Annotated in this window: 10 protein-coding genes; 3 read left to right on the forward strand and 7 right to left on the reverse strand. The window is 73.0% G+C overall.

The window, feature by feature from the left end; translation table 11 throughout:
- Positions 1-45: 45 nt before the first annotated feature.
- The 4 genes from AB0J52_RS16735 to AB0J52_RS16750 all read right to left on the reverse strand — a co-directional run bounded on the left by AB0J52_RS16735 (position 46) and on the right by AB0J52_RS16750 (position 2698).
- Positions 46-468, reverse strand: a complete 423-nt coding sequence (locus tag AB0J52_RS16735; protein ID WP_500182477.1) for a winged helix DNA-binding protein — start codon at positions 466-468, stop codon at positions 46-48.
- A gap of 82 nt (positions 469-550) precedes the next feature.
- Complete coding sequence (locus AB0J52_RS16740; protein ID WP_500182478.1) at positions 551-943, reverse strand: VOC family protein; 393 nt, start codon at positions 941-943, stop codon at positions 551-553.
- A gap of 168 nt (positions 944-1111) precedes the next feature.
- Positions 1112-2080 (reverse strand): AraC-like ligand-binding domain-containing protein, encoded by a 969-nt coding sequence (locus tag AB0J52_RS16745; RefSeq protein ID WP_500182479.1) that lies wholly within the window; start codon positions 2078-2080, stop codon positions 1112-1114.
- Between the two features lie 96 nt (positions 2081-2176).
- Entirely contained in the window at positions 2177-2698 is a 522-nt protein-coding gene (locus tag AB0J52_RS16750; RefSeq protein ID WP_500182480.1) for a MarR family winged helix-turn-helix transcriptional regulator, read from the reverse strand.
- A gap of 80 nt (positions 2699-2778) precedes the next feature.
- Between AB0J52_RS16750 and AB0J52_RS16755 the strand changes: the two genes are divergently transcribed.
- Positions 2779-3825: an alpha/beta hydrolase gene (locus AB0J52_RS16755; protein WP_500182481.1), complete on the forward strand. Its 1047-nt coding sequence runs from the start codon at positions 2779-2781 to the stop codon at positions 3823-3825.
- Here AB0J52_RS16755 and AB0J52_RS16760 read toward each other — a convergent pair.
- Positions 3812-5824 carry a hypothetical protein gene (locus AB0J52_RS16760; RefSeq protein ID WP_500182482.1) on the reverse strand — a complete coding sequence of 671 codons (2013 nt, stop codon included), beginning with the start codon at positions 5822-5824 and terminating at the stop codon, positions 3812-3814. The two genes, AB0J52_RS16755 and AB0J52_RS16760, sit on opposite strands and share 14 nt — an antisense overlap.
- A gap of 4 nt (positions 5825-5828) precedes the next feature.
- Positions 5829-6383: a helix-turn-helix domain-containing protein gene (locus AB0J52_RS16765; RefSeq protein WP_500182483.1), complete on the reverse strand. Its 555-nt coding sequence runs from the start codon at positions 6381-6383 to the stop codon at positions 5829-5831.
- 37 nt (positions 6384-6420) lie between these two features.
- Between AB0J52_RS16765 and AB0J52_RS16770 the strand changes: the two genes are divergently transcribed.
- Together AB0J52_RS16770 and AB0J52_RS16775 are read left to right on the forward strand one after the other, a co-directional pair.
- Positions 6421-7320 carry an alpha/beta hydrolase family protein gene (locus AB0J52_RS16770; RefSeq protein ID WP_500182484.1) on the forward strand — a complete coding sequence of 300 codons (900 nt, stop codon included), beginning with the start codon at positions 6421-6423 and terminating at the stop codon, positions 7318-7320.
- 9 nt (positions 7321-7329) lie between these two features.
- Positions 7330-8091 carry a dioxygenase family protein gene (locus tag AB0J52_RS16775; RefSeq protein WP_500182485.1) on the forward strand — a complete coding sequence of 254 codons (762 nt, stop codon included), beginning with the start codon at positions 7330-7332 and terminating at the stop codon, positions 8089-8091.
- 65 nt (positions 8092-8156) lie between these two features.
- Here AB0J52_RS16775 and AB0J52_RS16780 read toward each other — a convergent pair.
- On the reverse strand, positions 8157-9104 hold a 948-nt coding region (locus tag AB0J52_RS16780; protein ID WP_500182486.1), incomplete at its 5' end, for an amidohydrolase family protein.

Below are 9104 nucleotides of genomic sequence, written 5' to 3' on the forward strand. Positions count from 1 at the left end.
CGCCCGCTCCGGTTCCCGGGCGCGCGGCGCGCCGGGCGGCCCGCGTCAGGAGTGCGCCAGGTCGTCCGCGAGGCGGGCGGTGATGGCTTCGAGGACCCGGGCGGTCGTGGCCAGGTCCTCAGGGGTGGCCGCGCTGTAGGCGCGGGTGATGGTGTCGGCGCTCGCCTCCCGGACAGTCGCGACGAGGGCGCGGCCGGTGCCCGTGGCCTGGATGTCGCCGTCCGGGAGGGCCTCCGCGTATCCACTGGTCAGAAGGTTGTCGAGGGCCTTCTCGACGTCCCGTCCGGGCCACTGGGTGAGGGCGGCGATGCGGGCGGTGTGGTCCTGGCGGCCGGTCGGCGCGGCGAGCTGGCTGAGGGTGATCCACTGCTTCTCGTCCAGGGTGGTGCCGCGCAGGGACCGGGCCAGGACGGCGGTGTGGTGCTTCTCGACCCGGCCGATGATCTTCGGGGTCAGCGTCGTGTTCATGGGTCTATTTTGGCACTGAGTTTCAGTTGTGGTCAAGCATCAATAAACACTCAGCTTCCGCACGGCCGGAGCCACCGTCATCTCACTTCTCCGGGGCGGCCAGGCAGAGCGCGGACCACTGGTGGCCGTCCGGGTCGGCGAAACCGCGCTGGTAGCGGTTGCCCTCGGTCATCGGCTCGCCGACGGCCGAGGCCCCGGCGGCGAGCGCCTTGTCGACCAGCTCGTCCACCTCCCCCCGGTTGGCGAGGCCGAGCACCAGGATCATCTCGGTGCTCTTGGCCGGGTCGGCCACCTGGTGCTGGGCGTATCCGGCGAACGTGGGCTCGGCCAGCAGCATGACCTGGGTGCGCTCGCTGATGATCACGGACGCCATGTCCTCGGTCATGCCGTAGAAGTCGAAGCCGAGCGCGGTGAAGAACTCCTTGGAGCGCTCGAGGTCGTTGACGGGCAGGTTCACGAAGAGCGTGGTGGACATCGGAGGCTTTTCCCTTCTTCGGCTTCCTTGTGATGACAAGTCTTCCGAGCGGGACGCCTCCGGGGCTTGGCGTTGAGCGCCCGCCGCTTGACGATCCGCGCCGCGCTCGGGCGCGCGTCATCAGGCAGCCCGGTGTTCAGGCAGCCCGGTGTTCAGGCAGCGCGGTGTTCAGGCGCTGGGCATCAGGCAGGAGCGGCGGTACTCCGCCGGGGACACTCCGTAGGCCCGCCGGAACACGCGGCTGAAGTGGGCCGGGTCCGGCAGGCCCCAGCGCGCCGCGATGCCGCTGACGGGCTGGTCGAACAGGGCCGGGTCGCCGAGGTCCCGGCGGCAGCGCTCCAGCCGCCGGTGCCGGATCCAGGCCGCGACCGTGGTGTCCTGCGACTCGAACAGCCGGTGCAGGTAGCGCAGCGAGACGTGGTGCGCGGCGGCGATCGTCGCCGGGCCGAGGCCGGGGTCGCCGAGGTGCTGCTCGACGAACGCGTGGACGCGGCGCAGCAGGACCCGCTCGCGGGTCTCCGGCGCCAGCGTCCTGACCTGCGCCGACCGCTCGGCGAGGATCATGTCGAGCAGGTCGGTCACGACGGTGGGCAGCCGGGCGGAGCTCGCCGTCCGGTGGCTCTCGGCGTCCTCGGCCACCCTGCGCAGCAGCGGCGCGGCGAGCGCCGCGGCGCCGTCGTCGGGCGCGACCGGGACGGCGGTGAGGCCGCGCACCGTGTCGGCGGGCACGGTGAGCATCGGGCGGGCGAAGCTGAACACCGCGAGCTGGACGGCCGAGTCGTAGACCAGCTCGTAGGGGCGGGAGAAGTCGTAGACGGCCAGGTCACCGGCGCGCAGCCGGGCGGTCCTGCCGTCCTGCCCGAGCAGGACCGTGCCGGAGACGGCCAGCACGACCCGGTAGTGGTCGGGGTCGTCGCGGCGGATGAGTCCCGGCGTGCGGTGCACGCTGTGCGGGGTCGAGGTCTGGATCCGGCCGACGCCGAGCGGCCCGAGCTGCACGGCCTCGATCTGGCCCCGGAGCGGGGCGTCCCGGTCCATCCGCACGTCGAGCGGCCCGAGCGTCTCGGACACGATGCTCAGCCACACGTCGACCCGTTCCGCGGCGGGCACGTCACCGGCCCGGATCAGGACGGCCACTCCCACCTCCCGGGGCGTATCGCATCGCCCCATCGTAGAGACGCCCACCGACGTCCGGAGGAAGATCACCGAGGCGGACGCCGCCCGCCGGGCGGTTCAGTCGGCGAGCGGGAGGAGGTCGGGACCGTCCGCCTCGGCCGCGAGGGTGACGATGCGGAGCAGGTCAGCGAGCTGGCGGCGCTGGTCCGGGGTCAGCACCGACAGCAGGACGTGCTCGCCGGACGAGCGGTCCTCGTACACCGACTCCCACGCGTCGCTCGCCTTGGCCGTCAGCCGGACGAGCAGGCGGCGGCGGTCGTCGGGATCGGGGACGCGGTCGACGTAGCCGTCGCGTTCGAGGCGTTCGAGGCGGTTGGTGAGGGTGGCCGGGCGGACGTCCAGGACCTCGGCGAGCCAGGTCGGGCTCGCCTGGTAGGGGGCTCCGGCGTTGCGCAGCCACCAGATGACGTCGTACTGCCAGTCCTGGAGGCCGTGCCCGGCGAGGGAGCTCTCGCGCTCGTGCCGCAGCCGCCGGACGATCGCCTGCATGCGGGTGACCGCGCCCTCCACGTCCGGGTCGAGGTCGGGCAGTTCGCGGGACCAGAAGGCGATGTGCCGGTCGATGGAGTCCTGTGCCATGGCAGCGATAATACCATTTCGTATATTTCCATATCGTAGTACTGTCGCTCCCCGTCACCCCGACGACGAGGAGGACCGCCATGCCGCTTTGGCCCGACGACCTGGCCGGACACGTCCACGAGCACACCTTCGTCAGCGCCCTGCTGCGCGACAACCCGCTCGGCGACCCGCACGAGCGACCGCTGTGGGTCTACACGCCGCCCGGCTACGACGACGACCCCGGCCGCCGCTACCCCAGCGTCTACATGCTGCTCGGCTACACGGGGCAGCTCCAGGCGTGGAGCCGCGCGACGTCCGCGTACCGCGACCCCGTGCCGGTCGATGTCGACCGGCTGTTCGCGCGGGGCGAGGCACCGCCCGCGATCCTGGTGTTCGTCGACGCGTTCACCACCTACGGAGGCAGCCAGTACGTCGACTCGCGCGGCACCGGCCGCTACCACTCGTACCTGTGCGACGAGGTCGTGCCATGGGTGGACGCGCACTACCGGACGCTCGCCTCCCGCGACCACCGCGGGATCGCGGGCAAGTCGAGCGGCGGACTCGGCGCGTCCATCACCTCGATGACGCGGCCCGACCTGTTCGGCGCGTTCGCGACGCATTCGGGCGACTCGCTGTCGGAGGCGCAGTACACGCCGCACTTCTACAAGGCCGTCCGCGACCTGCGGGCTTACGACACCGACATCTTCGCCTGGTGGAAGGACTTCCGGTCGCGCGTCGCGTTCACCAAGCCGGAGGACCTGCGGCTGCTGGAGATCCTCGGTGTCTCCGCATGTTTCTCGCCCGCCGAGGACGGCACTCCCCTGCTCCCCTTCGACCCGGTGACGGGCGCGCTCCGTCCGGACGAGTGGCAGCGGTGGCTCGACTGGGACCCGGTGCGGATGGCCCCCTCGTATGCGGACGCGCTGCGTTCGATGCGCGGCATCTGGATCGACGCCGGGACGCACGACGAATGGTTCCTCGACCTGGGCGCGACGGCGTTCCGGCGGGCCGTCGCCGACGCGGGCGTGCCCGATGACCGGGTCTTCTTCGAGCTGTTCGACGGCGGTCACGTGGCCGTCGAGTACCGGCAGCCGCCCGGCGTCGCCTGGCTGTCGCGCGTGCTCAGCGCGCCCGTCAGCGGCGGGTGAGGGCGCGGGTGACGCCCGCGGCGACCGTGGACACCAGGATCCAGCCGACGGCGACCAGCACGAACGAGAACCACTGCGCCGCGCCGTCCGGGTTGAACGCGTACTTCTGGCCCAGCGTCACCAGCGGCAGCATGAGGTCGAGGGTGTAGACGAACGGGTTGAAGTGCGGAGCCTCGTCCTTCTTCAAGGGAGCGGGGTGATCGAGGGAGAAGACGGTCGTGCCTATGGCCAGGAAGAACACCACCCAGGCGGCGGCGCGCCAGGGACGGTAGCCATAGCCGACCGTCACGTCCTGGACGAGGCTCCAGGCCCGCGCGACGGGCGGCCTGAAGCGGCGCTGGCCGCGCTCCCCCTCGTAGAGGATGCGTTGCGCCTGTGACTGCCGGCCGAGGCGGACGTACATCTCGGCCAGCTGGTCACAGGCCTGGGGGCGCTGGTCCAGCGGCGCGCGCTCCACCCATTCGAGCCGTTCGCGGGCGGTCAGCGCCGGTTGCAGCGTCTCGTACACGAGGCCGTCCATGCTGAGTTCCCCGGGCCAGCTCTCGGGGAAGTCGCGGAGGACGGTCAGCCGGGCGCCGTCGAGCACCACCCGGCCCTCCACGTTGTCCTCAGGAAGGAGCGTCAGCTCGGTCGCCCGGACCCCGGAGACGTCCAGGGCCGTGCCACCGGGACAGCGCAGCACGATCCCCTCCAGGAGGATGCCGAGGCGGCAGCGGCTGTCCACGAGGCGGATCTCGCGGTCGGCATGCACCTTCATCAACCGGATGCCGGAGGCGACCTCGTTGCGGGTGAAGCGGAACGCGACCCCGGTCGTGCTGCCGCACAACCGCATCCTGCCCGCCAGGACGCTTCCGGCGAGACGGCTGTTGCTGATGCGGATCTCGCCGTCCGCCCGCAGCCTGCCCAGCCGCAGCGTGCCTCCGACCTCGCCGTTCTCCATGTCCAGGCAGACGCCGTCCCGGCCGGGCCCCAGGGACGCCTCGACCAGGCTGAACTCGCCGGCGACGCGCGTGCCGCCCAGCCGGATCTCCCCGGCGCGCACGGCCAGGCGAGGCGCGTCGAGGTGCCCGATGGTGGCGCGTTCGAGGTTGAGGGCGGTGCGTCCGGTGCCGTCGAGGCACGCGTCGGACAGGTGCACGCCCGCGTCGAAGCGGACGCCGGTCAGCCGCATCTCACCCTCGACGGCCAGGCCGTTCTCGCACCAGAACGCGCCGGTGAGGTGGGCGCGCGCGGCGCTCAGCGCGAACCCGCCGGGATTGCTGAGCCGCGCGCGGGGCAGCAGCAGCGGACCGCGGATCTCGGCGCTGCGCATCCGGACCTCGCCCTCGGTCGCCAACCGGGTGCCCTCCAGCCCCTCGCCGACGCTCAGGTTGTCGATGTCGAGCGCGACGGCTCCGGGATTGGCGAGCCGCGCCCTGACCAGGTCGAGGTAACCGGTGACCCTCCCGCCGCGCAGGACGACGGGACCGTCCGCGACCAGGTCGGGGCAGGCCAGGTCGCCGCGCACCGAGACGCCCTCGGCGTCGATCGCGATGCCGTGCTCCGACCGCCCGACGGTCGCGCCGTGCAGCCGGATCCCGCCGGTGATCTCGGCCTGCGGGAGCCGGACGCCGTGTCCGATGCCGGTTCCGCGCAGGTCGAGCACCCCTTCGATCCGGACGCGCGGCGCGTTGAGCTGGTGGAGGCGGCTGCGCACCAGCCGGACGGTCCGGGTGGCGGCCTCGGCCAGGCGCAGCGGCGCGTCGAAGGCACAGTCCTCGCAGACCAGCGCGACGTCGATGGAGGCGCCCATCAGGTCGAGTCTCCCGGTGACCGTGGCGGCGCGGAGCCGGATGGCGGCCAGCTCCCCCGGCTCGCGGTCGCGGCCGCCGAGCAGCAGACGCCGGATGACCGAGGCGCGGACGGTCCTGTCGGCGGCGTCCGTGAGGTCGGCCCACGCACCGGTCGGGAAGGCGTCCCAGAGGAGTCGTTCGGCGTCGGTCAGATCGTCGGGAGCCACCCGGTCATTCTGGGGTGGGGGCGTCGTCCGGGCCAGGTTCGGCGGGGAACATGATCGGGCTGAGCAGGTAGCGCGTGCGGCCGGGTCCGGACTCGTTGGCCAGGTGGGGGGCGATCGCCGCGCGCAGGCCGGCGAGGAGCGCGGCCAGTTCGTCCGGATCCAGCCAGACGGCGTGCTGCCGGTAGCCGACCGGGTCGGACGCCGGGTCGGATCCGCCGCGGTCGAGGTAGGCGTCGAACTCGGCCGCCAGGGCGGCCAGGGAGGCGGCGAACGCGGCGCGGTGGTCGTCCGGGGAGAGCGCGGCGGCCTCGGCGGGGTCGACGGAGGCGCGTTCGCGGCTGAGGCGGTAGCGGCGTTCGACCGCGCCGCGGACGCGCCGCTCGTCCGCGACCTCCAGGACTCCCCCGCTGGCGAGGGCGTCGACGTGGCGGTAGACGGTGGCCTTGGAGACGTCCGGGATCAGCTCGGCGAGGCGCGAGGTCGGCAGGACGCGGCCACCGCGCAGCGCGTGCACGATCCGCAGCCGGACGGGATGGGCGAAGAGGTCCAGGGTGCGCACAGGACGAACTCTCTCATACCTGCTACCTTTCGCAAGTATGAGAATGAATGAGTGGGCGCCCCCGGCCTACGCCGATCCCGCCGCGCTCGGCGAGCGCGATGTCGCGGTCGGCCCGGTCGGCGGGACGCTGACCGGGCCACGCGCGCGGGCTCGGGCGGGGGTCGTGCTGCTGAGCGGCGGCGGGCCGTTCGACCGGGACGGGACGGCCGGGCCGAACAAGCCGCTGAAAGATCTCGCCTGGGGCCTGGCGGGTCACGGCATCGCGTCGGTGCGGTTCGACAAGCCGGCCGGGCAGGCCGCGACGATGGCCGACGAGTACGTGCCGTTCGCAGCCGACGCCGTCCGGCAACTGCGCGACCTGGTCGAACGCGTCTTCGCGGTCGGGCACAGCATGGGCGGCAAGGTCGCGCCGCGCGTCGCCGAGACGGCGGCAGTGGACGGGCTGGTGCTGCTCGCGGCCGACGCCGAGCCCATGCATCGCGCGGCGGTGCGCGTGACACGGCATCTCGCGTCACTCGACCCGGCCTATGCCGAGGTCGCGCGCCAGATCGAGGGGCAGGTGGCGGCGCTGGACGGACTGACCCCGGAGACGCCGCCCGAGGAGCTGCCGTTCGGGCTGCCCGCGTCCTACTGGGCCGACCTGCTCGACTACGACCCGGTCGCGACGGCCGGAGCGCTCGGGCTGCCGATGTTCGTCGCGCAGGGCGGGCGCGACTACCAGGTGACCGTCGCGGACGACCTCGTCCGCTGGCGGGCGGCGCTCGGCGGCCGTCCGGACGTCACGTTCAAGGTCTACGAGGCCGACGACCACATGTTCTTCCCCGGATCCGGACCGTCCAGCCCGGCCGACTACCTGCGGCCGCAGCACGTGGACCCGGAGGTCGTCGCGGATGTCGCCGCCTGGTTGCTCGCTACGGCTTGTTTAAATTTGAACTAGTATGGGGTCATGGTCAGGATGCCCGCGATCTACCTCAGCCACGGCGCGCCGCCGCTCGCCGACGACCCGGTCTGGCCCGGTGAGCTGGCGGCCTGGGCCGCCGACCTGCCCCGGCCCGAGGCCGTCCTCATGGTGTCGGCGCACTGGGAGGACGCCCCGGTCACCGTCGGGGCGACCACGCCCGTCCCGCTCGTGTACGACTTCTGGGGGTTCCCGGAGAAGTACTACCAGGTCACCTACCCCGCGCCCGGCGCGCCGGAGCTGGCCGCCAAGGTGCGCGGCCTGCTCGGCCCGGCGGTGCACGAGGCGCCCGAGCGCGGCCTCGACCACGGCGCGTACGTGCCGCTGAAGGAGATGTACCCGGACGCCGACGTCCCGGTGCTGCAGATGTCGATGCCGACGCTCGACCCGTCGGAGCTGTACGACCTCGGCCGGCGGCTCGCGCCGCTCCGCGACGAGGGCGTGCTGATCGTCGGCAGCGGCTTCTTCACCCACAACCTGCGCGCGCTCGACCCGTCCGGCGGCGTGGCCACCGCGACCGCCGAGTTCGACGACTGGGGCCGCCGCGCCATCGCCGAGCACGACGTGGACGCCCTGCTCGACTTCCAGCGCAAGGCGCCGGCCCCCGGCTTCGCCCATCCGCGCACCGAGCACTTCGCCCCGCTGTTCGTCACCCTGGGCGCGGCGTCCGGGCAGGACGAGGGCGACGTCGGCCAGCCCATCGACGGGTTCTGGCTCGGCATGGCGAAGCGCTCGGTGCAGTTCGGCTGACCGGTGCGGTTCGGCTGACCGGTGCGGTTCGGCTGACCGGTGCGGTTCGGCCGACCGGGCGCCGGTCAGCGCGGCCGGTCGAGGTCGTAGACGCGGCGGGCGTTGCCCGCCGCGACCATCCCGGCCAGCCGGGTCGCGTCGGCCCCCGTCCACGCCCCCTCGGCGACACCGCCGTCCAGGACCCCGGCGAGGGCCCGCCGGAACAGCACGGCGGCCAGGTGGTAGTACTCGGCGAGGCCGTAGGCGTCGGACGAGTAGAGCACCTTGCCGAACGGGGCGAGTTCGAGCAGCTCCCGCAGGAGGACCGGCGACCGGTCGCCGACGCCGTGCAGGGCCAGCCCGACATCGGCGAACACGTTCGGGAAGACCTGCGCGAGATAGCCCGCGCTGCGGTGGAACGGGTAGTTGTGCAGCAGCATCACGGGCGTTCCCGCCCGCGCCAGCCCGCGCAGCAGCCGGGTCAGCAGCAGCGGATCACCCTGCCTGAGATCGGCGTCGGCGTCCCCGTACCCGACATGGAACTGGACGGGGAGTCGCAGGTCGGAGGCGCACCACACCAGGAAGGCGTGCAGCACGGGATCGGCGATCCGCACTCCTTCCGGGTTGCGCCCGGCGTCGCGCAGCAGGCGTTCGACCGCCTGGACCACCTCGCGGTCGGCGGGACGCTCGCCCGGCAGGTCGAGTCCGGCGCGATAGGCGGCGATCGACTTCACGCCGACCGCGTCCCGCGTGCGCTGGGCGAGCGCCACGCAGAACCGCTCGGGGAAGGCGTCCGCGCCGTCCAGGGCCACGGACTCGGCCAGCGACTCCAGCCGGACGATCTCATGCGGCGTCGCGATCGCGAGGTCGCCGAGCTCCTGCGGGGTGAGCAGCTCGCCGGGGTTGTATCCGGTGTCCACGCAGAGCGCGTCCAGGCCCGCCGCCGCCAGGAAACGCGCGTTCACCTCGGCGAATCCCAGCTCGGCCCGGCGCGCGAGGTAGTCCTCCGGCGAGGCGTGCGGGGCCAGGTCGAG

Origin of the sequence: Spirillospora sp. NPDC049652, assembly GCF_040675125.1 — a bacterium.
Classification (GTDB): Bacteria; Actinomycetota; Actinomycetes; order Streptosporangiales; family Streptosporangiaceae; genus Spirillospora.

Coding starts and splice junctions, on each gene's coding strand:
- AB0J52_RS16735 (WP_500182477.1), bottom strand. CDS start 468: ATGAACACGACGCTGACCCCGAAGATCATCGGCCGGGTCGAGAAGCAC.
- AB0J52_RS16770 (WP_500182484.1), top strand. CDS start 6,421: ATGAGAATGAATGAGTGGGCGCCCCCGGCCTACGCCGATCCCGCCGCG.
- AB0J52_RS16750 (WP_500182480.1), bottom strand. CDS start 2,698: ATGGCACAGGACTCCATCGACCGGCACATCGCCTTCTGGTCCCGCGAA.
- AB0J52_RS16740 (WP_500182478.1), bottom strand. CDS start 943: ATGTCCACCACGCTCTTCGTGAACCTGCCCGTCAACGACCTCGAGCGC.
- AB0J52_RS16755 (WP_500182481.1), top strand. CDS start 2,779: ATGCCGCTTTGGCCCGACGACCTGGCCGGACACGTCCACGAGCACACC.
- AB0J52_RS16775 (WP_500182485.1), top strand. CDS start 7,330: ATGGTCAGGATGCCCGCGATCTACCTCAGCCACGGCGCGCCGCCGCTC.